The organism is Amycolatopsis acidiphila (genome assembly GCF_021391495.1).
Taxonomy (GTDB): domain Bacteria; phylum Actinomycetota; class Actinomycetes; order Mycobacteriales; family Pseudonocardiaceae; genus Amycolatopsis_E; species Amycolatopsis_E acidiphila.
Map to the genome: position 1 here is coordinate 4729229 of NZ_CP090063.1, position 21123 is coordinate 4750351.

The 21123-nt window shown below is 72.5% G+C and carries 19 protein-coding genes and 4 pseudogenes; 7 read left to right on the forward strand and 16 right to left on the reverse strand.

The genetic code is table 11. The annotated features are described in order from the left end of the window. Nucleotides 1-26 precede the first annotated feature (26 nt). Nucleotides 27-932: a class A beta-lactamase gene (gene bla, locus LWP59_RS23105; RefSeq protein ID WP_144641281.1), complete on the forward strand. Its 906-nt coding sequence runs from the start codon at nucleotides 27-29 to the stop codon at nucleotides 930-932. A gap of 79 nt (nucleotides 933-1011) precedes the next feature. On the opposite strand, the pseudogene LWP59_RS23110 reads toward bla, so the two are convergent. The 3 genes and pseudogenes from LWP59_RS23110 to LWP59_RS23125 form a co-directional block, all read right to left on the reverse strand. After that, nucleotides 1012-1176, reverse strand: a pseudogene (locus LWP59_RS23110) (PfkB family carbohydrate kinase); the annotation flags it as partial. 127 nt (nucleotides 1177-1303) lie between these two features. Further along, nucleotides 1304-1971: pseudogene (locus LWP59_RS41130) on the reverse strand (PfkB family carbohydrate kinase). Nucleotides 1972-2016: 45 nt separating this feature from the next. Next, on the reverse strand, nucleotides 2017-2613 hold the full coding sequence (locus tag LWP59_RS23125; RefSeq protein WP_144641284.1) for a TetR/AcrR family transcriptional regulator: 597 nt from the start codon (nucleotides 2611-2613) through the stop codon (nucleotides 2017-2019). A gap of 95 nt (nucleotides 2614-2708) precedes the next feature. Here LWP59_RS23125 and LWP59_RS23130 point away from each other — a divergent pair, with 95 nt between their 5' ends. Next, nucleotides 2709-3668 carry an NADP-dependent oxidoreductase gene (locus tag LWP59_RS23130; protein ID WP_144641310.1) on the forward strand — a complete coding sequence of 320 codons (960 nt, stop codon included), beginning with the start codon at nucleotides 2709-2711 and terminating at the stop codon, nucleotides 3666-3668. Nucleotides 3669-3756: 88 nt separating this feature from the next. Here the strand turns inward: LWP59_RS23130 and LWP59_RS23135 are convergent, their stop codons facing one another. Continuing rightward, a complete protein-coding gene (locus LWP59_RS23135) occupies nucleotides 3757-3918 on the reverse strand; it encodes a hypothetical protein (protein ID WP_222425602.1) in 162 nt (53 codons plus the stop codon). A 53-nt stretch (nucleotides 3919-3971) separates the two neighbouring features. Then, nucleotides 3972-4133 (reverse strand): annotated as a pseudogene (locus tag LWP59_RS23140) (alpha/beta fold hydrolase); the annotation flags it as partial. Nucleotides 4134-4389: 256 nt separating this feature from the next. Between LWP59_RS23140 and LWP59_RS23145 the strand changes: the two are divergent. After that, nucleotides 4390-5982 (forward strand): N-acyl-D-amino-acid deacylase family protein, encoded by a 1593-nt coding sequence (locus LWP59_RS23145; protein WP_144641287.1) that lies wholly within the window; start codon nucleotides 4390-4392, stop codon nucleotides 5980-5982. A gap of 29 nt (nucleotides 5983-6011) precedes the next feature. Further along, nucleotides 6012-7280 (forward strand): MFS transporter, encoded by a 1269-nt coding sequence (locus LWP59_RS23150; protein ID WP_144644179.1) that lies wholly within the window; start codon nucleotides 6012-6014, stop codon nucleotides 7278-7280. A 9-nt stretch (nucleotides 7281-7289) separates the two neighbouring features. Here the strand turns inward: LWP59_RS23150 and LWP59_RS23155 are convergent, their stop codons facing one another. From LWP59_RS23155 to LWP59_RS23165, 3 genes are read right to left on the reverse strand one after another with little or no spacing between them, the layout of a single operon-like run. Next, nucleotides 7290-7838, reverse strand: a complete 549-nt coding sequence (locus LWP59_RS23155) for a cysteine hydrolase family protein (protein ID WP_144644181.1) — start codon at nucleotides 7836-7838, stop codon at nucleotides 7290-7292. Nucleotides 7839-7843: 5 nt separating this feature from the next. Continuing rightward, nucleotides 7844-9562 carry an MFS transporter gene (locus LWP59_RS23160; protein ID WP_144644183.1) on the reverse strand — a complete coding sequence of 573 codons (1719 nt, stop codon included), beginning with the start codon at nucleotides 9560-9562 and terminating at the stop codon, nucleotides 7844-7846. Further along, entirely contained in the window at nucleotides 9559-10008 is a 450-nt protein-coding gene (locus LWP59_RS23165) for a MarR family winged helix-turn-helix transcriptional regulator (protein WP_186383561.1), read from the reverse strand. Before LWP59_RS23165 ends, LWP59_RS23160 begins: the two co-directional genes overlap by 4 nt. Before the next feature lie 267 nt (nucleotides 10009-10275). On the opposite strand from LWP59_RS23165, the gene LWP59_RS23170 reads away from it, so the two are divergent. After that, nucleotides 10276-11109 (forward strand): alpha/beta fold hydrolase, encoded by an 834-nt coding sequence (locus LWP59_RS23170; protein WP_144644185.1) that lies wholly within the window; start codon nucleotides 10276-10278, stop codon nucleotides 11107-11109. Nucleotides 11110-11116: 7 nt separating this feature from the next. Here the strand turns inward: LWP59_RS23170 and denD are convergent, their stop codons facing one another. Together denD and LWP59_RS23180 are read right to left on the reverse strand one after the other, a co-directional pair. Further along, nucleotides 11117-12100, reverse strand: coding sequence for a D-erythronate dehydrogenase (denD, locus tag LWP59_RS23175; protein WP_144644187.1), 984 nt, complete (start codon nucleotides 12098-12100; stop codon nucleotides 11117-11119). Beyond that, nucleotides 12097-13497 carry a four-carbon acid sugar kinase family protein gene (locus LWP59_RS23180; protein ID WP_222425720.1) on the reverse strand — a complete coding sequence of 467 codons (1401 nt, stop codon included), beginning with the start codon at nucleotides 13495-13497 and terminating at the stop codon, nucleotides 12097-12099. Before LWP59_RS23180 ends, denD begins: the two co-directional genes overlap by 4 nt. 120 nt (nucleotides 13498-13617) lie before the next feature. Here LWP59_RS23180 and LWP59_RS41135 point away from each other — a divergent pair. Both LWP59_RS41135 and LWP59_RS23190 read left to right on the forward strand, forming a co-directional pair. Beyond that, nucleotides 13618-13932: pseudogene (locus tag LWP59_RS41135) on the forward strand (nuclear transport factor 2 family protein); the annotation flags it as partial. Between the two features lie 92 nt (nucleotides 13933-14024). Then, a complete protein-coding gene (locus tag LWP59_RS23190) occupies nucleotides 14025-14450 on the forward strand; it encodes a nuclear transport factor 2 family protein (RefSeq protein WP_144644189.1) in 426 nt (141 codons plus the stop codon). Nucleotides 14451-14483: 33 nt separating this feature from the next. Here the strand turns inward: LWP59_RS23190 and LWP59_RS23195 are convergent, their stop codons facing one another. Genes LWP59_RS23195 through LWP59_RS23220 form a run of 6 tightly spaced genes read right to left on the reverse strand, consistent with a single transcriptional unit; the run spans nucleotide 14484 to nucleotide 21121 of the window. After that, nucleotides 14484-15059: a TetR/AcrR family transcriptional regulator gene (locus LWP59_RS23195; protein ID WP_144644191.1), complete on the reverse strand. Its 576-nt coding sequence runs from the start codon at nucleotides 15057-15059 to the stop codon at nucleotides 14484-14486. Beyond that, on the reverse strand, nucleotides 15056-16639 hold the full coding sequence (locus LWP59_RS23200) for a long-chain-fatty-acid--CoA ligase (RefSeq protein WP_144644193.1): 1584 nt from the start codon (nucleotides 16637-16639) through the stop codon (nucleotides 15056-15058). Before LWP59_RS23200 ends, LWP59_RS23195 begins: the two co-directional genes overlap by 4 nt. Before the next feature lie 19 nt (nucleotides 16640-16658). After that, the gene (locus LWP59_RS23205) at nucleotides 16659-17798 is read right to left on the reverse strand and encodes an acyl-CoA dehydrogenase family protein (RefSeq protein WP_144644195.1); all 1140 of its coding nucleotides are present in this window, start codon (nucleotides 17796-17798) and stop codon (nucleotides 16659-16661) included. A 9-nt stretch (nucleotides 17799-17807) separates the two neighbouring features. Continuing rightward, the gene (locus LWP59_RS23210) at nucleotides 17808-19568 is read right to left on the reverse strand and encodes an acyclic terpene utilization AtuA family protein (RefSeq protein ID WP_144644197.1); all 1761 of its coding nucleotides are present in this window, start codon (nucleotides 19566-19568) and stop codon (nucleotides 17808-17810) included. Beyond that, nucleotides 19565-20362, reverse strand: coding sequence for a TIGR03084 family metal-binding protein (locus LWP59_RS23215; RefSeq protein WP_144644199.1), 798 nt, complete (start codon nucleotides 20360-20362; stop codon nucleotides 19565-19567). Before LWP59_RS23215 ends, LWP59_RS23210 begins: the two co-directional genes overlap by 4 nt. After that, the gene (locus LWP59_RS23220) at nucleotides 20363-21121 is read right to left on the reverse strand and encodes an enoyl-CoA hydratase/isomerase family protein (protein WP_222425721.1); all 759 of its coding nucleotides are present in this window, start codon (nucleotides 21119-21121) and stop codon (nucleotides 20363-20365) included. Nucleotides 21122-21123 lie beyond the last annotated feature (2 nt).

The window sequence follows — 21123 nt, forward strand, 5'->3', positions numbered from 1 at the left end:
GGAGCAGGCTTGATTCACTCGGCCTCATGAGCACGCTCCACCGCCGCGCCGTCCTGGCCGCGGGCCTCGCCGCCGTCCTCGCCGGATGCACCCCGCGACCGAACCCGGCCACGGGCCCGACCCCGGACCCGGCCCCCGCCGGCGAACCGCCGTTCGCCGCGCTCGAAAAGCAGTTCGGCGGCAGGCTCGGGGTGGCCGCCCTCGACACCGGCAGCGGCGCGACGACCGGTTACCGGGCCGGGGAACGGTTCCTGATGTGCTCCACCGTCAAGGCCCTGCTGGTCGCCGCCGTCCTGCAGCGCAGCTCGGCCGATCCCGCCCTGCTCGACCGCCGCATCCGCTACACCCGGGCAGACTTGATCGCGCACTCGCCCGTCACGGCGAGCCGGCTCGCCGACGGCATGACGGTCGCCGAACTGTGCGAGGCCGCGTTGACCGTCAGCGACAACGCCGCGGAGAACCTGCTGTCCGCGCAGTTCGGCGGGCCGGCGGCGGTCACGGCCTTCCTCCGCGCGCTCGGCGACCCGCTGACCAGCTCCGACCGCACCGAACCCGCGCTCAACGACTCGGCCCTCGGCGACCTGCGCGACACCACCACGCCGTCCTGGTTCGTCCGCGATCTGCAGCGGGTCGCACTGGGCACCGCGCCGCTCACCGAGGGGCAGCGGGGGCGCCTCACCGGGTGGATGACCGCTTGCACCACCGGTGCCGCCCAGATCCGCGCGGGCGTCCCCGCCGGGTGGCAGGTCGCCGACAAGACCGGCAGCGGGTCGGCCGGGGAGTCCAACGACGTCGGCATCGTCCGGCCGCCCGGCCGCGCGCCCATCGTGCTGGCGATCTTCACCGCCCCCGCCTCGAAGGACGACACGACCGGCAACCCGACCATCGCCGCCGCGACGAGGATCGCCCTCGGCGCGCTGAAGACGCCGTGAGGGGCACCGGGTTGAACCGGTTGCGGTGACGGGGTTGTCCGCAGCGCCGTGGAGCGCGGTGCCGCTCGCGGTGTGTCGCTCAGCCCGCGTCGAGGGCGGCGCGGAGGGCGGCTTCGCCGGGCATTCCGCCGCGGGCGCCGAGCGCCGTCACCGACAGGGCGGCCGCCACGTTGGCGACCCGCGCCGCGGAGGACAGCGTGTCCCCCGCCGCGAGGCGGGCCGCCAGCACGCCGTTGAAGGTGTCGCCGGCGCCGGTGTGTCGCGGACCTCGACCGGCCTGGGCGGAAGGTGTTCCGGAGCGCTGCCGGGAGCCACCACCAGGACGCCCTCTCCCCCGAGGGTCACCACGACCGGCGCCCCGGTGCGCTCGCTCACGGCTTCGGCCAGTGCGCCGTGGTCGCGCGCACCGACCCCGGGGCTTCGGCCAATGTGGACAGTTCGCCGCGGTTCGGGGTGAGCAGCGGCCCGTACGAGAGCAGGCCCGCCACGACCCCGGTCACCGGCGCCGGGTTCAGCACGCACGTGACACCGGCACGGGCGGCCGCCTCGACCGCAGCCCGGACCGCGGCCTCGGAGATCTCCGTGCTCACCAGGACACAGCCCAGGCCGGGCGCAGCCGCTTCGATCGCCCGGCGGACGTCGTCGGCGGCGACCTCGTCGTTCGCCCCGGCACCGACGGCGATCTGGTTCTCGCCCGCCTCGTCCACCACGATCAGCGCCACCCGGTGGCCACCTCCGGACGCACGGCGACATCGCCGACCGTCACGCCCTCGGCCCGCAGCCCGGCCAGCGCGCCGCGGCCGAAGTCGTCGTCGCCGACCGCCCCCACGGGGCGGACGCGGGCGCCGGCCCGTGCGGCCGCGACGGCGGCGTTGGCGCCCTTCCCGCCGCCGTGACGCTCCACTGTGGACCCGACGACGGTCTCACCCGGTCCGGGCAGTCGCGCGGCGGTCACCACGAGGTCGACGTTGACCGCGCCGACCACCAGGACGCCGGGCACGCTCCTCGAACCGGTCACGTAGGTCTCCTCGTCTTCCACCCGGCCGAGGACAGGAGGACCGGTGACCTTGCGGGCTCTTCACTCTCACTCAGCCACCTTGGGCTGGCCGCAAGCGGAAGGCCGGAGTCCGTCCATCAGGAGGTTCAGCAGGCGAGCCGCCATCGCTTCGTGCTCGCGCGAGCTAGCCACGGTGAAGATACCGATGAGAGCGGCAGCGATGTCTTCGGCGGGGACGTCGGCGCGGAGTTCCGCGCTCGTGCGGCCGGCTTCGAGGATGTCGTCGATGGCCCCGAGCAGCTCGGTCCGGGTGTGGGCATGGGCGATCTCGCCCGATTCGACCATCGCGAGCAGCGTGTCGAGCATCCCGTTCTTGGTCGCGATCCACTCCCCGAACAGGTCCATCCAGCGTCGCAGCGCCGCGGGCGGGTCGAGCTGGGCGAGTAGCTCACGGGCACCGGCGGTGAGCCGCGAGACCTGGTCCCGGTAGACCGCGTCGACCAGCGCCTCGCGGGTGGGAAAGTGCCGGTAGAGAGTGGCGATGCCGACCCCGGCTTCGTTGGCGATCGCGCGCATCGACGGCTCGGCCTCGGCCGAAGCGAACAAGCGGGTCGCCACGGCCAGCAGCTGTTCGCGGTTGCGGGTCGCGTCCGCCCGCGGTCTACGGATCTCTGCGGCGGCCAAAACGGATCACGCTCCATTTGTGCTGGATTGGGTCACTAAAACGGAGCATAGTTCGTTTACGTTGCTTCACGAGCCGCTGCAGGAGACAGGTGAGCATGAAAGAACCGAGCCTCAACACGTCGGCGACCACGAGCCGGGCGGTCCAGTTCGAGTCGTTCGGCGGACCGGATGCCTTGAGCGTCCGCGAGGTACCCGTGCCGCACGCCGGCTCGGGGCAGATCCGCGTGCGGGTCACCGCGGCCGGCCTGAACCCGATGGACTGGTTCATGACCTCTGATGCAGAGACCGCCGCACGATTCGGCTTGAGCCTGCCGTGCGGGTTCGGCACCGACTATGCCGGGGTGGTGGATGAGGTCGGTGACGGCGTGAGCGAGTTCGTGGTCGGTGACCGGGTGTTCGGCGGCGCCCTGTCCCGCGCGGTCGCCGACCACGTCGTCGTGGACGAGGCGGGGACCATCGCGGTGGGCGGCGAGGCGCACCGTACCCCTGACGGCGTCGACGACCGCACCGCCGCCACCCTTGCTATTGCGGGCCGCACGGCGGCCGCAGCTCTGGCCGTGGTCAACCCGGGCCCGGGCGACACGGTGCTCATCGGCGGCGCGGGAGGCGGGGTAGGCGTGTTCGCTGTCCAGCTCGCGCGCCTCGCGGGCGCGCGAGTGATCGGGACGGGGTCGGCAACCTCGGCCGATGCCCTGCGAGCACTGGGGGCCGAGCCGGTCGCCTATGGCGATGGTCTGGTCAACCGGGTCCGTGCGCTGGCTCCCGCTGGCGTCACTGCGGTCATGGACCTGCACGGGACGGACGCGGCGCAGGCGGCACGCGAACTTGGCGTGCCTGACGAGCGCATCACCACCATTGCCGCCCAGGTCGACGGGATCACGCCGGCGAACGGCGCCAACGCAGCCCCGGGCGCCATCGAGGAGATCGCCGGCCTGGTTGCGGCGGGTCGGCTCCGGGTGCCGATCGCGGCAAGCTTTCCGGTCGAGCAGATCCGTGCCGCGGTCGAGCTTCAGGCGGGGCGGCACGTGCACGGGAAGGTCGTCGTCGACCTCTAGGAAAGGTCGGGAACACGGCGCTCTTCTTCTCGCAGGTTCGTCCTGCGACCACATGACCTCGGACCCGCGTCCAGCAGGAGGTCCACGGTCACCGCGGCCGCAAGGGCGACCCGCTCTCACCGACAAACAGCGCGACCGGCTCGCACGCCTGTTCGCCGACGACGCGCACGTCCACCTCGGCGCGGCCCACCAGAGCGGCGATGCGGCCGGCCGGCTCAGGCCACAGCTCCCGCGGGAGGTGGTGCCCCATGCGGTCCAGGACCACCAGCTCGGCGAAGACCGACAGGTCCGCCTCACCGACGCGGGCTCGCCGGTGGTGTACATCATCGACGTCAGCGACCGGACCCGCGCCGGATGCTCGATCGCCACCAGCTGCGCGATCATCCCGCCCAGCGAGGCGCCGACGAGGTGCGCGCTGCCGAGCTCCAGCGCGTCGAGCAGGCCGACGGTGTCCGCCGCCAGGTCTCGCTCATGCACACAACGGCAACGACGGAACAGACCGGAAAAATCGCCCTCCGGTCCGATTTTCTGCCGTTGCCGGCCGGGTTACGGTGCAAGGGGAAGAACTCGCTCGTGGACGTCCGCCCCCGCGTGCCGACCGGCAGTTCGGTGTTCCCGACGAAAATCCTCGTTGATCTTGTGTGCGCACGACAACCCCCCGCCCCGCCCCGGGCACCAGACTCCGTCGGATACGTCTGTCTTTCTGCCGAGGAGGAGCCGAATGACCACACAGGACGTCCTGGTCCGGGGAGGGCTCGTCGCCGACGGTGGCGGCGGAGAACCGGTCGAAGCAGATGTCCTGATACAGGACGGGCGCATCGCGGCGGTCGAGCCGCACGGGGTGATCCCCGCCGATGGCCGCGCGACCCTCGACGCCACCGGCCGCGTCGTCGCCCCGGGCTTCATCGACGTGCACTCCCACGCCGACAACGCCCCGCTGCTCGCCGAGGACGACACCAGCAAGATCCTCCAAGGCATCACCACCGAGGTGGTGGGCAACTGCGGGTTCTCCCTCGCCCCCACCGGCGCGGAGTCCGTCGAGGCGATGGCCCGGTTCTCGCAGCGCATCTTCCCGCCGCTGCAGTTCACCTGGTCGAACTGGGCGGAGTTCACCGAGCTGACCGACTCCCGCGGCTACGTCACCAACTACGCGCCGCTGATCGGCCACGGCACCCTGCGGATCGCCGTGCTCGGCATGGCCGACGTGACCCCGGACGCCGGCGAGCTCGAACAGATGGGCCGGCTGCTCGAGGACGCGCTCGCCGGCGGCGCGTTCGGCATGTCCAGCGGACTGGTCTACCCGCCCGCGGTGTTCAGCGAGACCGGCGAGCTGATCGCACTGGCCCGCCACCTCGGCCGCGACGGGCTGTACACCACGCACATGCGCGGCGAGGGCGACTCGCTCCTGTCGTCGATCGCCGAGACCGTCCGGATCGGCCGCGAGGGCGACTGCCGGGTGCACATCTCACACCTGAAGTGGACCGGCAAGGACAACTGGGGCAAAATGCCGCGCGCACTGGCCAGGATCGCCGAGGCCGCCGACAGCGGAGTGTCCGTCACGAAGGACATCTACCCCTATCCGGCCGGTTCCACGATGCTCACCGCGCTGCTGCCACCGCCGTTCCTGGCCGACGGCGACGAAGGGGTGCTGGCGCGGCTGAACTCGCCGGAGCAGCTGCGCCGGCTGGCGTCGATGATGGAGAACGGCCTGCCGGGCTGGGACAGCCACCAGAAGGCGGCGGGCTGGGACGGCGTGCTGGTGTCCACCACCGCGAGCCACCGCTACGAGGGCAAGACGATCGCCGAGCTGTCGCAGGTGCTCGACCTGGCCCCGCTCGACGTGCTCGTGCGCATCCTGCGCGAGGAGGAGCTGCACGCGAGCATGGTGATCTTCTCCATGGACGAGCAGGACGTGCGCACGGCGTTCGCCGACCCCGACACGATGGTCGGCACGGACGGGCTGCCTCCCGGCTCCGGCGGCAAGCCGCACCCGCGGTTGTTCGGCACCTTCCCGCGGATCCTCGGCGAGTACGTGCGGGCCGGGTCGGTGCTGCCGCTCGGCGAGGCGATCCGGCGGATGACCTCCCTGCCCGCCAAGGTGTTCCGCATCCCGGGGCGCGGCGCGATCCGGCCCGGCCTGGTCGCGGACCTGGTCGCCTTCGACCCCGCCACGGTCGGGCACGAGACCGACTACCGGGACCCGGTCCGCCACCCCGACGGCGTCTCGTGGGTGATGCAGCGGGGATCCGTCGTCGTCGACGGGCAGAACTACCTCGGGCCGCGCAGCGGCCGGCGGCTCACCCCCGCCGCCTGACCGTCCCCCCGCGCCCCCTGGAGCAGCCCATGTCCTCCCCCGCCCGTCCCGCGCTGAGCGCCCGGCGCGTCACCGCGGTCACCGTCACGATCCTGTTCGTCGCGTGGATCGTGGACTACGTCGACCGGCTGGTCATCTCCACCGCCCTGCCCAGCATCGGCAAGGAGTTCGGCCTCGACCACAGCCAGCAGGGCCTGCTGCTGACCGTGTTCTTCATCAGCTACGCGCTGCTGCAGTTCCCCGGCGGCGCGCTCGCCGACCGGATCGGCTCGAAACGCACGATGGTGATCGCCATGGTCGCGTGGTCGGTGTTCACCGGCCTGAGCGGGCTGGCCACGTCGTTCGGGATGCTGCTGATCGTGCGGGTGCTCTTCGGCGTCACCGAGGGCGTGTTCCCGGGCGCCGCGATGAAGGCCGTCACCGAGCGCACCGAGCCGCGCACCCGGATGACCGCCAACGGGATCATCCTGGGCTCCAACCCGTTCGGTGCCGCGCTCGCCCCGCTCATCGCCGCGCCGGTGATCACCGCGGTCGGCTGGCAGACCTCGTTCTTCTCGGTCGCCGCCGCCGGGGTCGTCGTCGCCGCCATGCTGTGGTTCCTGCTGCCGGCGCCGCTGCCGGCGAGCATCGCGGTGGACGAGGACGCTCCCGCCGCGGCCCCGCCGCGGTTCGGCACCATGGCGTTGCTGCGCCGCGGCGTGCTGTGGCGGTTCGCGCTGCTGTTCGGCGGGTTCGACCTGGTCGCGTGGGGGCTGACCAGCTGGGTGCCCAGCTACCTGCAGACCGTGCGGCACGTCTCGACGAACGCTTCCGGGATCCTCGCCTCGATCCCGTTCTTCTGCGCCACGATCGGCACGGTGCTCGGCGGGCTGTGCTACGACCGGTTCTTCCACGGCCGGCACCGGCTGCCGATCGTGGCCTCGTGCGTGGTGTCCGGGATCTTCCTGCTGCTGATGATCTTCTCGTCGTCGGCCGGGATGTTCACGCTGTACCAGTCGGTGTCGATGCTGGTGCTGTACCTGAGCTTCATGCCGATCTTCGGGCTGCCGCTGCGGCTGCTGCCACGCGAGGTCGTCGGCTCGGGTGCGGGGCTGGTGAACATGGGCGGCCAGGTCGCCGGCGCGCTGGCGCCGTTCGTGATGGGCTTCCTGGCCGACCACATCTCCTTCGACGCGGCGTTCCTGTTCCTGGAGCTCGGGCTGATCGTCGCGATCGCCGCGGTGTTCTGGACACCGCAGCGGCCCGACGACCTGATCAAGCACTTCCCGGAGCTGCAAGCGGCGGGCGCCCGGGTGTGAGGTGCCCGGTCACAACCCCTTGGCCCAGGCGTCGATCGTGGTGACCTCGGCCTGCCTGGGGAACACCTTCTCGGTCAGCACGCGGTGGACCTCGGCGTCGGCGTCGAGACAGCCGTCGGACAGCACGGTGAGCCGGAAGTCGAGGTCGGCGGCCTGGCGCAGGGTGGACAGCACCACCCCGCTGGTCGCGATGCCGGTCAGCACCAGCTCCCGCACCTCGCCTGCGCGCAGCACCACGTCCAGGTCGCTGCCGGCGAAGGCGCTGACCCGCCGCTTCGTGACGACCACCTCGCCGGGCAGCGGCGTGACGTCGGGGTGGATCCGCATGGCGGCCTCGTCGAAGCCTCCCCGGTCCCGGATCGCGCCGAACCCCTTGTTGTGCGAGCTGATCTCCGGGTACCCCGCCCGGAAACCGACCTGCACGTAGATCACCGGGACGCCGGCGGCGCGGGCGGCGCCGATCGCGCGGCGCAGCCCGGGCAGGTAGTCGCTGTCCTGGTCGAACCGGCTCACGATCCCGGCCTGCACGTCCATCACCAGCAGGGCGCTGTTCGTCATTCTGGTCACTGCTTCCTTCCCCGGCCCGAGGCCGGCTGTGCGTCGCCGCGAACGGCGACCGGTTGGTGGCGGCCTCGCAGCAGGGAGGCCACCGCGGCGACCACGGCCATCACCGCGGCCGCGGTGAACACCGTGACGAGTCCGTTGTGGACAGGCCCGGCGACGAGCTGGGGGAAGAACGTCTTCCCGGTCAGCACGTCCACGTTCGGCTGGGGCAGGGTGGCGAGCACGCCGCTGCTGCCCAGCAGGTGCCCGACCGGGTTGCTGCCCAGGAACGCGGCGAACAGGGTGCTCACCGGGGGCAACGCGGCCACGCTGGTCGCGGTCGCCGCCGGCACGCCCTGCGCCTGCAGGCCGGCCGCGAGGGTGTGCGGCAGCGAGCCGGCGAGACCGGCGATCATCAGCGAGAAGAAGATGCCGATGGACAACGAGGTTCCCGAGTTCTGGAACGTCGAGCGCATCCCGGACGCCACCCCGCGTTCGCCGGGCGGCACGCTGCCCATGATCGCGGAGGTGTTCGGCGCGGAGAACATCCCCTGCCCTATCCCGGACAGCAGGAGCAGGAGCGCGAAGACGGGGTAGGAGAAGTTCACCGGCAGGGCGAGCAGCCCGACGAACGCGCCGGCGACGATCACCAGCCCGCCGGTGGCGAACAGCCGCGCGCCGAACCGGTCGGACAGGTACCCCGAGACCGGCCCGGCGACCAGGAACCCGGCCGTCAGCGGCAGCATGTAGATCCCGGCCCACAGCGGGGTGTCCTCGTAGTCGAAGCCGTGCAGCGGCAGCCAGATCCCCTGCAGCCAGATGATCAGCATGAACTGCAGCCCGCCCCGGGCGATCGCGGTGAGCAGCGCCGCGAGGTTCCCGGCGGCGAACGCGCGGATCCGGAACAGCCCGAGCCGGAACATCGGCGCGACCACCCTGGTCTCGGCGATGCAGAACACGATCAGCAGCAGCACGCCCAGCGCGAGGCCGCCGAGCACGGCCGGGTTGCCCCAGCCGGTCGGATGCCCGCCGTAGGGCTGGATGCCGTAGGTGATCGCGGCGAGGATGACGCCGGTGCCAGCGGTGAACGTGGCCGTGCCGATCCAGTCGATGCGCGCCGGGCGCCGCTCGCCGGTCTCCCGCAGGCTGCGGTAGGACCAGATGGTGCCGAGCACGCCGATCGGCACGCTCACCCAGAACACCGCGTGCCAGTCGATCGCGGCGAGCAGCCCGCCCGCGAGCAGGCCGAGGAACTGACCAGCCAGCGCGGTGATCTGGTTGACGCCGAGCGCCATGCCGCGCTGCCGGGCGGGAAACGCGTCGGTGAGGATCGCGGCGGAGTTCCCGGTCAGCGTCGCGCCGCCGAACGCCTGCACGACGCGCCAGCCGATCAGCCACAGCGCACCGCCGCCCCCGGTCAGCGGGTCGAGCGAGAGCGCCAGCGAGGCGGCGGCGAAGATCGCGAAGCCCATGTTGTACATCCGGACGCGGCCGAACATGTCCCCCAGCCGGCCCAGCGCGACCACGAGCACCGCCGAGACCAGCAGGTACCCGAGGATCATCCACAGCAGGTAGCTGATGTTGCCCGGCGCGAGCGGGTCCAGCCCGATCCCGCGGAAGATCGCCGGCAGCGAGATGATCACGATCGACCCGTCGACGCTCGCGATCAGCACCCCGAGGGTGGTGTTGGACAGCGCGATCCACTTGTAGCGTTCGCCGCCGCCGCTCTGCGCCGTCACAGCTGCTCCGCCAGCCGCTCCAGCAGCGGCACGACGGCCAGCAGCTCACGGCGCTCGGCCGCGGTGAAGCCCTCCTCCAGCGCGAGCGCCAGCCGCTGGACGCTCGCCGACCGGCGGTCGTGGATGACGGCCCGGCCCGCCTCGGTGGGTGTCATCACGACCCGGCGCCCGTCCGCGGCGTCCGGCGCGCGGTCCACCATGCCGCGTTGTTCGAGCGCGGCCAGCGTGCTCGCCATCGCCTGCGGCCGCACCGCCTCGGCGTCCGCGAGCGCGCCCGGCGCGGCCGGCCCCTCGCGGTCCAGCCGGGACAGCACCGACATCTCCGACAGGGTCAGCTCGCCCGGCGCGTGCGCCTGCCGCAACCGGCGCACCAGCCGCCCGACCGCCACCTTCAGCTCGGCCGCCACCCGCGCGGACTCCCGGGACGGCGTCTTGATCTCAGCCACGATAGTAACAATAGGCTGTTTAAATCTGCCTTATCAACTGGGTTGAAGTTTGTCGCTCGCGGCCTCGCGGGCGGGGGCCGGGCAGCGGACCCGGCCATCAGGTCGAAGCTCACCGTGAACGACCCGGAAACGTTGCCGGACCACCGGACGCACCTCATCGGGCGACGAAGGCGGCGGGGCCGTGACGTGGCACCCGCCGGCGACGACACTGGCCCGTGGGCCCCGAGCCCCCTCGGGCGCCCTCCCCACCGAGGAGAGGAACTCCGGATGTCGAAGATCACCGTCGGCCACGAGAACTCCGAGGCCATCGAGATCCACTACGAGGACCACGGCAGCGGGCAGCCCGTCGTGCTCATCCACGGCTACCCGCTCAACGGGCACTCCTGGGAAAAGCAGGAAAGAGTGCTCCTGCAGGCGGGCTACCGGGTCATCACCTACGACCGGCGCGGGTTCGGCCAGTCCAGCCAGCCCACCGTCGGCTACGACTACGACACCTTCGCCGCCGACCTCGCGGCCCTGCTGGAGCACCTCGGACTGACCGGCGTCGTGCTCGTGGGCTTCTCCATGGGCACCGGCGAGGTCACCCGCTACCTGGGCACCTACGGCTCCGCCCGCGTCCGCAAGGCCGTGCTCATGGGCGCGATCCCGCCGTTCCTGCTCAAGACCGACGACAACCCCGACGGCGTCGACCGGTCGGTGTTCGAGGGCATCAAGGAGGCCGTGGTCAAGGACCGTCCCGCCTACTTCAAGGACTTCCTGGACAACTTCTACAACGTCGACACCTACGGTGGCACCCGCATCAGCGACCAGGCCTGGCAGAACAGCTTCAACGTCGCCGTCGCCGCGTCCGCCCATGCCGCGCACGCCTGCGTCGACACCTGGCTCACCGACTTCCGCCAGGACCTGCCCAAGATCGGCGTGCCGGTGCTGCTCATCCACGGCGACGCCGACCGCATCCTGCCGTACCAGGCCACCGCGGCCCGGCTGCCCGGGCTCGTCAAGGACCTGGAGTTCGTCACCGTCGAGGGCGGCCCGCACAACATCGCCTGGACCCACCCCGAGGAGGTGAACGGCCCGCTGCTCGACTTCCTCGGCCGCTGAGCCGCCGTCAGGACCGCACTGCCGGGTTGTCCGCGACGTAGGCCCGCACGATGTCGTCGAACGACTCCTCGGCGGTGAGGCCGAGTGCGTGGGCGCGCGGGGTGCGCAGCCGCGCGGGCCAGCTGCGCACCAGGGGCCCGATGGCGGGGTCGTCGATCCAGTCGATGAGCTCGCTCGCCCGCGTGCCCGCCACCCGGTCGAGTGCGGCCGCCATCTCGCGCGGCGTCGTGGTCAGCGCGGGGAGGTTGAGCGCGGTCCGGCTGCCCCACGCCTCGTCGCCGGCCCGGGCGGCGAGCAGGATGCCGTCCAGGGTCCGGCGCGGCGAGGACAGCGCGACGGGTGTGTCCGGCGGGACCGGGCACACCGCCCGCTGCCCGGCGAGCGGCTCGCGGACGATCCCGGACAGGAAGCTCGACGCGGCGGCGTTCGGCCTGCCGGGCCGCACGGACACCGTCATCAGCCGCACGGACCGGCCGCGGACGAATCCCTTGCGCGTGTAGTCGGCCACCAGCTGCTCGCCGATGAACTTCTGGACGCCGTAGCTCGACTGCGGGCGCGGCAGGGTGTCGTCGTCCACCACGCCGACCGGCCCGATCGCCGGGTCGCTGCCGAACACGGCCAGCGAGCTGGAGAACACCAGCACCGGCGGCGTCCGGTGCCGCCGGGCGTACTCCAGCAGCGCGCGGGTCCCGTCCACATTGGTGCGCATGCCGAGGTCGAAGTCGGCTTCGGCGGCGCCGCTGACCACCCCGGCGAGATGGAACACCACGTCCGCCTCGCCCAGTTCGGGCAGCACGCTCACCAGCTCCCCGACGACGGGCCGCACGCGCTCGTCCTCCGCGAGGTCGGCGGCAGGCTCGGCGAGATCCGCCAGGACCAGCTCGCCGACCGCGGCCGGTCCCGCACCGCCGACGGCCACCGGCCCGGCGAGCAGCCGGCGTGCGAGCAGGGTGCCGAGGAACCCGGCACCTCCGGTGATGACGACCTTCACAGGACCTCCAGTCGGCCGACGACGTCCGCCAGCGAGCTCTCGTCGCCGACGTTCCCGGCGAACACCACGTACGGCAGCCCCGCCGCGGGCCCGGACACCGGCTCCCACAGGGACACAATGCCCGGCAGCAGGGAGCCCCGGACCCAGGCCCGGCGGATGCCCAGTGCCTCGGTGGCCACGTCGGAGGAGGTGATGCCGCCCTTCGCCACCACGAACCCGGGGCGGCGCGCCGCGACCACCCGCCCGGCGGCGGTGGTCAGCGCGGCGCTCACCCGGCGGGCGATGTGCAGGCTCGCCGCCTCGTCCGCGCCCTTGACCAGGGCCCGCGAGGTGCTCAGCACCACCAGTGAGTTCTCGAGCGCGGCAGCGGCGGCCGCCACCGCGTCGCGGATGTGCTCGTCCGCACGGGTCTCGTCGAGCAGCGTCGGCACGTCGAGCTCGACCGCGGCGAACCGGCGCCGCCGCCCCAGCTCGGCGAGCTGCCCCGTCGTCAGCGCGACGTGGGAGCCGACGACGACGAGCCCGTGCGCCCCGGGCCGGACGAGCCCGGCCAGCACCTCGTCCGCGATCGGCGGCTGCGCATCCTGCCCCACCCGGGCCCGCACGAAGGACGGGCCGATCCGGTACACAAAGGACATTCCGGCGTCCTCCGCGGCGAGGACCGCCAGCACGGCGGCGCGCAGGTCGTCGTCCTCGGCGGCGTCGAGCGCGACGACCCTCCCGCCGCGGACGCCGGTCAGCCGGTTCCGGAGGCTTTCCGTGGTGCCACCGCGGATGTCCTCGACCGTCAGCTCGGCGACCTCCTCGGCGGCCAGTCGTCCGCCGCTCTTTTCGGCGACCCAGTCGGCGAGCCTGGACGAGCGGTAGCCGAACGTCGCGTCGCGAGCGAACTCGCTCTCCGCCACGGGAAGCAGCCCGTCGCCGGCCCGCAACCAGTGCACACCGTGGATCGTGACCCGGCCGGCGTCGGTGTAGGCGGGCGCGAGCACGACCGCGTCGACCGTGCCGCCGTGCTTCGCGACGACCTCGCCGATCGCGTCGGTTTCGAGCGGGAAATGGCCGCGCAGCGTGGAATCGCTCCGGCTCGCGAAGACCGGGCGAACGCCTTCCCGCCCGGCAGCTTCGAGGCACGCTTCGACGACCTCGCGGTCCCGCGTGGCCGCCTCGCCGGGCGCGAGGCTGCGGGTGTTGGTCAGCACGAAGAACCCGGGCGTGTCCTGGCGCAGCGCCCACCGGACGTCCTCGACGCCCCAGCGCGTGAGCACCGGCAGGTCGCGGACGGTCTGGGTGCCGGTCGGGTCGTCGTCGAGGAACACGACCCGGCGCGCGCCCGCCAGCGCGCCGCGCACCGCCCGCGCGGGCACCCGCCGCACCGCGTGCAGGGGTTCGGGGTTCACTCGGCGCCTCCCATCGCGCCCCCACCCTATAGCGGCCCGTGCCCGGTGAGGGTGTCGCTCCGGGGCCGGAGACGGCAGGCTGGGACGAACTGCCCGGCCACTCGAGGAGCGTGCGTCGAGATGCCATGGTTTCCGGACTTCGCCAGCGCCGTCGAGCTGGTCCGCAGGCAGACCCGGGCCGCGGGGCGGGCCGACCCGGTCGGGCAGTACTTCGCCGCGCTCGACAACGGGAACGCCCGGGCGCTGGAGGCCGCGTGGCCCGGCGAGGTGGTGGTGCACGACCCCCGCGCCGGCGAGGTCCGCGGCCACAAGCAGCTGCTGAAGTTCGTCCGCCGGAACCGGGCGTGGCTCGCCGGGCGGCACGCGCGGATCGAGACGGCGGCGGCCACCACGGACGGCGACCGGGCGGTGGTCGAGCTGCTCGCCCACCTGGTCGCGAACGACGGGCGCGAGGTGGCCTGGCCGGTGGCGGTCGTCGCCCAGTCCCCCGACGACCGGTCGGTCGTGTTCCGCACCTACTGCAGCCAATGGCCGGTCGACGGGCAGCGCCATCTGCGACCGCCGATCCTCGGCCCCGCCGCGGTCCACCCCGGCGACGTCGTCGGCGATACGCGTCCGCGCTGGAGGCCGGTGACACGGAGGCGGTCGTGGCCACTTTCGCGCCGGACGGCTACTTCCGCGAACCGATCGGCCGGCACTACACCCACACCGGCACCCCGGCCCTGCGTTCGTTCTTCACCAGTTGCTTCAGTGCCGGTGGCGGCATCGGGTTGCAGCACTGCGCCGTCACCGACGACGGGACGCGCTGCGCTGTCGAATACAACTGCGTCCGCTGGGGCGAGCACGACCTGCCGCCGCAGGCGGGACTGAGCGTCTGCGAACGCGGCCCCGACGGGCTCCTCGCCGCGGTGCGCGTCTACGACGACGTCGAAGGACCGCTCGCGCGCCCCTGAGGGAGACCGATCTCGCAGTGCTGGTGCTGCCGCTCAGCAGCCCAGGACCGAACGCGCCGCGGCGGAGAGGAGCTTGCGCAGCCGGTTGTCCTCCAGGCCGCTGTTGTGGAACAACGTCGACTGGATGGCGCCGATCGCGGCGTGCACGACCACCCTCGCCTCCGGGTCGCCGATGTCGGTGCGCAGCTCGGCCAGCAGGTGCACCCACTCCTCCAGGTACAGCCGCTGCTTGCGGCGCAGCCGCCGCCGGTCGTCCTCGGGCAGGTTGTGGATCTCGTTGTGGTAGACCTGCGCCAGCTCGCGGTCGGCGACCACGAACTCCACCTGCCCGGCGATCAGCTCGTGCAGCGCCTCGCGCAGGTCGCCGACCTCGTGCACGATCCGCTGCTCGTCGCGCAGCAGCCCGTCGATGACCCGGTCGAACAGGGCCACCAGCACCGCGGACTTGCTCTCGAAGTGCCGGTAGATCGCCGAGCCGGTGACCCCGGCCGCGGCGCCGATGTCCGCCATGGACACCGCGTGATACCCCTTGCGCGCCACCAGGTCGGCGGCCGCGGCGAGGATCCGCTCCTTGCGGGCGGGGTCGCGGGTGCGTGCCGGCGAGCTCATCCCGCACCACCGGTGTAGTGCTCGGCGAAGCTCTCCCGGACCACGTTCTTCCGGATCTTGCCGGTCGAGGTGCGTGGCAGCTCGCCGGCCACGATCACGGCCTTCGGCACCTTGTACCGGTCGATGCGCGAACGCAGGCCCGCCAGCAGCGCCTCGGGATCGATCCGCCGGCCGGGCTTGGGCACCACGACCGCGGTGATCGCCTCCGTCCACCGCTCGTGCGGCAGCCCCACCACGACGGCCTCCGCGATGTCCTCGCCGACCTCGAACAACGCCTTCTCGACCTCCATCGAAGCCACGTTCTCCCCGCCGGTCTTGATCACGTCCTTGCGCCGGTCGCTGAACCACAGGATGCCATCGGCGTCGAAGTACCCGACGTCCCCGCTGTGAAACCAGCCGTGTTCGAACGCCTCCGCCGTCGCCTCCGCGTCGTCGAGGTACCCGGTCATGGTGTGCGGGCCCCGGTAGACGATCTCGCCGACCTCGCCCTGGGGCAGCAGGCTCCCGTCGGCGTCCATGATCGCGGTCTGCACGTTGACCACCGCGCTGCCGACCGCGCCGGCGTGCGAGAGCTGGTGCTCCGGGCGGAAGAGGTTCGTCGTCGGGCTCATCTCGGTCTGTCCGAAAAGGAGGTAGAACTCACAGCCGAACACCTCGATCGCCTGCCGCAGCTGGGCTTCGGGCATCGCGGCCATGGCGTAGAGCGCCCGGCGGAGGCTGGACAGGTCGCGGGTGGCGACGTCCGGGTGCTCCAGCAGCTGCTGGTACATCATCGGCAGCCCGAAGATCTGCGTGATGCGCTCGCGTTCGATCTGCTCGAGCAGGCCCGCGGCGTCGAACCCGCGCCGGACGTGGATGGCCGCGCCGACCATGACCGCGGCGGTGCAGTGGCAGTTGAGCTGCGCGGTGTGGAACATCGGCATCATCGCGACGAACCGGTCCTCCTCGGTGAACCGCGCCTCCAGCGCCATCATCGTCGACTCGAGGTAGATCGCGGTGTGATTACCCATCACGCCCTTGGGGAACGAGGTCGTGCCGCTGGTGTAGAGGTAGGTGATCGGGTCGCGGTCGCCGACGACGTGCTCGGGCTCGGTGTCCGGGAAGCCCTCGGCCAGCTCCTCGAAGGTGCCCCCCTCGGCCGCGGCGCCGGTGCCAGGGGCGACGATCACGTCCGTCACCGCGGGCACCTTGCCCAGCGCGTCCGACATGGCCTCCAGCAGCTGGCTCTCGACGACGATCCCGCGGGACTTCGAGTGCCCCAGCACGTACGCCACCTCGTCGGCCCGCCAGCCGAGGTTGACCGGCACGCACACCACGCCGAGCTTCGCGCAGGCGTAGTAGGTCACCAGGAACTCGGCGCTGTTGCCCGAGGCGAGCGCGAGCGCGTCGCCGCGGGCGTAACCGCGGGCCGTGAGGGCGTTGGCGACCCGGTTCACCCACGCGTTGAACTCGGTGTAGGTGAACCGGCGCGCGCCGTCGACCACCGCGGTGCGCCGGGGATGGCGGGCGGCGGTCCTGGTCAGGCTGTCGCCGACGTTGACCCGGTGGATGAGGTTGTCGTGGAGCTCGGACGCGGACATCGGTTCTCCTTACAGGAAGTCAGTACGACCGGGGCAGCCCCAGCGAATGCTGTGCGACGTAGTTCAGGATCATCTCCCGGTTCACCGGCGCGATCCGGAGCAGCCGGGCGAGCCCCCAGAACGGGACGAGCCCGTACTCGACGGCGAGGCCGTTGCCGCCGTGGGTCTGGATCGCGGCGTCCACGGCGGCGAGCGCCGCCTCCGCCGCGGCGTACTTCGCCATGTTCGCCGCCTCCCCCGCCGGCTCGCCGTGGTCGTGCAGCCAGGCCGCGCGGGCGGTCATCAGCGCGGCCAGCTCCACCTCGATCTTCGCCTTGGCGAGCACGTGCGAAACCCCTTGGTGCGCCCCGATCGGCTGCGACCACACCACCCGGTTCCGCGCGTACTCGGCCGCCTTCGCCAAGGCATAGCGCCCGATGCCCACGCACACCGCGGCGCCCGTGACGCGCTCGGGGTTGAGCCCGTGGAAGACCTGCGCGAACCCCTCGCCCTCGACGCCGACCAGCCGGTCCGCGCCCACCCGCACGTCGTCGAAGTGCAGGGTGAACTGCCGCTCCGGCAGCTGCACCGACACCGGCAGCGGTTGGCTGACCAGCCCCGGCGCGTCGGTGTCCACGATGAACAACGACAGCCGGCCCTGCGCCCCGGTCCTGGCCACGACCAGGATCGCGTCCGCGTCGTCGACACCGGAGATGTAGTACTTCTGTCCATTGAGGACGTAGTCGGCACCGTCCCTGACCGCCGTGGTGGCCAGCTTGTGCGTGTTGGACCCGGCCTCCGGCTCGGTGATCGCGAAGACCACCTTGCCCTGCCCGCTCGCCAGCCGCGGCAGCCACTCCTTGCGCTGCTCCTCGGTGCCGTAGGTGGCGATGACCTCGCCGGAGATCGCACTGGACACCAGCAGCAGCAACAGCGGGCAGCCCTGGGCGGCGGACTCCTCGCACACGATCGCCAGCTCCACCAGCCCGGCACCCCCGCCGCCGTAGGCCTCCGGCACGTTGATCCCGACGAACCCGTGGTCGCCCAGTGCCCGCCACAGCTCGGTGGTCGCCTCCCTGGCCTCGGCCTTGCGGGCGAAGTACCCGCCGCCGAAGTCCGCGGCGATCGCGCCGACCGCGGCACGCAACGCCCGGTGCTCGTCGGTTTCGTGGAAGTCCATCGGCTCTCCTCACCCCTCGCCCAGCAGGTCCGCCGGGATCGCCACCGAACGCGACCGCAGGTACTCCCCCAGGCCCTTCGCCTGCGGATCAGGCCGGGTGGAGGCGGCGACCCCGGAGCCGAGGATGCCGACGACCACGAAGTTCAGCGCGTTGAGGTTGGGCAGCTCGAACCGGCGGACGGGCAGCTGCGCGGCCTCGGGAAGCAGCTCGCGGAACCGCCCGACCGTCAGATAGCCGCGCAGCCAGGCGAACGACCGCTCGTCCCTGGTCCACAGGCCGACGTTGGCGTTGCCCCCCTTGTCCCCCGAGCGCGCCGCGCACACCCGCCCGAGCGGTGCCCGGCGCACCGGGCCCGCCACGGGCGCGGCGACCGGATGCGCCACGGGCACCGGCACCTCGCCGGAAGGCCCGTGGGCGATCACCTTCCGGGTCCCGTCGGGCAGGACCACGCTGTGCTCGACGAGCCCGGCCGGCACCGACGCGGGCCAGTAGACGCCGTAAGCGCTTTCCGCGCCCGGCGGTGTCGTGGTGTGGAAGCCGGCGTAGCCGCCGAGGGCGAGCTCCATGGTGGCGTTGGAGAACCGGCGGCCGACCTTGCGCGGATCGGGGTCCTTGACCGTGACCCGCAGCTGCGCGGTCGCCTGCTCGTTGCCGGGCGCGTCCTCGTGGTCGAACCGGATCAGCCGGACGTCGGTCTCGGCGAAGGAGTCCTTGCCGCCCAGGATCTCGAACAGCTCCTGCTCGGCCCAGGCCGCCTTCTCCTCGATGTCCAGGCCGGTCAGCACCAGCGTCATCGTGTTGCGGTAGCCGCCGAGGTAGTTGACGGCGACCTTGAGCCGGTCCGGCGGCGCGCTGCCGCGGGTTCCGGAGATGCGCACCCGGTCGGCCCCGTCCTGCGTCAGTGCCACGGTGTCGAACCGGGCCACCACATCGGGGTTGACGTAGGCGGGCTCGGCGATCTCGTAGAGCAGTTGCGCGGTCACGGTTCCCGGCGACACCAGCCCGCCGGTGCCCGGGTGCTTGGTGATCACGCTGCTGCCGTCCGCCTCGACCTCGGCGATGGGGAACCCGGGATAGCGGCGGTCGGTGATCTCGTGCAGCCACGAGTAGTTGCCCCCGGTCGCCTGCGGGCCGCATTCGATGACGTGGCCCGCGGCGACGGCCCCGGCGAGCGCGTCGAAGTCCGTGCGCCGCCAGCCGTGCCACCAGGCCGCCGGGCCGACGACCAGGGACGCGTCGGTCACCCGCGGGCACACGACGAGGTCCGCACCGGCGGCCAGCGCCTCCGCGATCCCCCAGCCGCCGAGGTAGGCGTTGGCGGACACGGGTTTGACCCCCGCCTCGGCGAGGGGCTGTCCGGTGTCCATGTTGGACAGTGGATGGCCGGCCGCGATCAGCTCGTCGATCCGGCCGGCGAGGTCGTCGCCCTCGACGTAGGCGATCTTCGGGACCAGGCCGAGCTTCGCGGCGAGCTCGCCGAGCTTTCCGGCCAGGCCGGCCGGGTTGAGCCCGCCCGCGTTGCTGACCACCCGGATCCCGCGGTCCAGACAGGTGCCGAGGACCTGTTCCATCTGGGTCAGGAACGTGCGGGCGTACCCGGCGTCCGGGTCCTTCTGCCGGGCCTTCCACAGGATGAGCATGGTCAGCTCGGCGAGGTAGTCGCCGGTGAGCACGTCGAGGGGGCCGCCCTCGACCATCTCCCGGGCGGCGGCGATGCGGTCGCCGTAGAAGCCCGAGCAGTTCCCGATACGCACGGCGCGCCTGGTCATCGCGCCTCCCCGGCGGGCTTGCGACCGGGACCGGGCGCCCCGGCGAACGCCTGCGCGATCGACATCCATTCGGTCGCGACGGGGCCCTCGACGCGCAGTGCGATGTCGTCGGCATGCCGCCGCTGGGTCACCGCGAGGCAGAAGTCGAGCGCCGGTCCCGAAACCCGGTCGGCCGCCTCGGGCGGCCCCCACGCCCAGGTGCTCCCGTCCGGGGCGCGCAGTTCGACCCGCACCGGCGCGGCCGGTACCGCCCGGCCATGCAGGCTGAAGGCGAACCCGAAGGTGCCGACGCCGAGGTGGGCGATGTGGCGCAGGCGCCCGGTCGGCTCGCGCCGGACGCCGAGGGCGTCGGCGACGTCCTGCCCGTGCGCCCAGGTCTCCATGATCCGCGCGGTGACCGAGCTGGCGGCGCTCATGTCGGGGCCGTACCAGGGCAACCGCGCCTTGGGCTCGAGCGTCTCGAACACCTCCGCGAACCCCCGCCGCGCCCGGCGGAACCAGCCGAGCAGCCCGTCACCGGGCAGCTCCCGGTGCCGCGCCGCCACCTCGTCGGGGAAGCCCGGGCCGAGCGCCGTCAGCTCCGCCGCCTCGCGCCGGAACCGGTCGGGCGCCGTCGCGGCCAGCAGCGCGGCCTCGTCGAAGTAGGCGAGATGGCTGACCTGGTCGCGGATCGCCCAGCCCTCGGCCGGGGTGGGCCGGCTCCAGCCGGCATCGTCCAACGTGGACAGAAGATCGTCGAGCACGCGGGTCTCCGCCAGCAGGTCGGCGACGAGGCCCGGCATCGAAACGGGCATCTAGCGTCCCTTCCAGACCGGTGCGCGCTTGTCCCGGAACGCGGCCGGGCCCTCCTGCGCGTCTTCGCTCAGGTAGACCGGCTCCCAGATCCGCTCGGCCTCGGCGTAGGCGTCGGCGAGCGGGTGCTCGGCGATCAGCCGGACGGTCTTCTTGGCGGCCAGCACCGACAACGGCGCGTTCGCGGCGATCCGCTCGGCCAGCCGCTGGGCCGCACCGGCCAGCTCACCGGCCGGGACGACCTCGTTCACCAGCCCGATCTCCCGCGCCCGCGCGGCGTCGACCGGATCGCCGGTGAGCAGGATCTGCATCGCGATGCGCGGCGGGACCAGCCACGGCAGCGGCGCCGCCCAGGGTGCGCCCCGGCCCACCTTGGCCTCGCTGATCGCGAACCGGGCGCCCTCGGCGGCGACACACAGGTCGCAGCTCTGCGCGAGCAGGAAGCCGCCCGCGTAGGCGACGCCGTTGACGGCGGCGATCGTCGGCTTGGCGACCTCGATGGTGCGCCCGAACTGCGGGACGAAGTCCGGTGGCGGCACCCTCAGCCCGCTGTCCGCCATCTCCTTGAGGTCACCGCCCGCGCAGAACGCCTTGCCGCCCGCGCCGGTGAGGACGAGGACCTTGGCGTCGTCGTCCTCGTTGAACCGCTCGGTCCCGGCCAGCAGGCCGTCGCGCACGGACTTGTTCAGCGCGTTGCGGGCTTCGGGCCGGTTGATCGTCAGCCAGGCCACCGGACCGCGCAGCTCGTAGGTCACGTCCACGC